This is a genomic window from Seonamhaeicola marinus (assembly GCF_008085455.1).
Genome location: NZ_VSDQ01000668.1, coordinates 1 through 207, shown reverse-complemented (window position 1 = coordinate 207; position 207 = coordinate 1). Strand labels below are relative to the sequence as shown.

Genomic DNA, 207 nt, shown 5'->3' with positions numbered 1-207 from the left:
TTACGGCGGCAATGGTGCTGTGTTTCAAAATTGGGCGCAGTATTTGTTGACCATGAAATATTTGGCAACCATGACTGAGGAACAAACATTGCATATGTATTCTGGTCATCCTATGGGGTTGTTTCCCTCATCTAAAAATGCACCCAGAGTGGTGGTAACTAATGGCATGATGATTCCTAATTATTCTAAACCCGATGATTGGGAAAA

Annotated in this window: 1 pseudogene; it reads left to right on the top strand. The window is 41.1% G+C overall.

From position 1 onward, the window contains the following. Positions 1 to 207, top strand: a pseudogene (locus FUA24_RS11095) (urocanate hydratase); the annotation flags it as partial.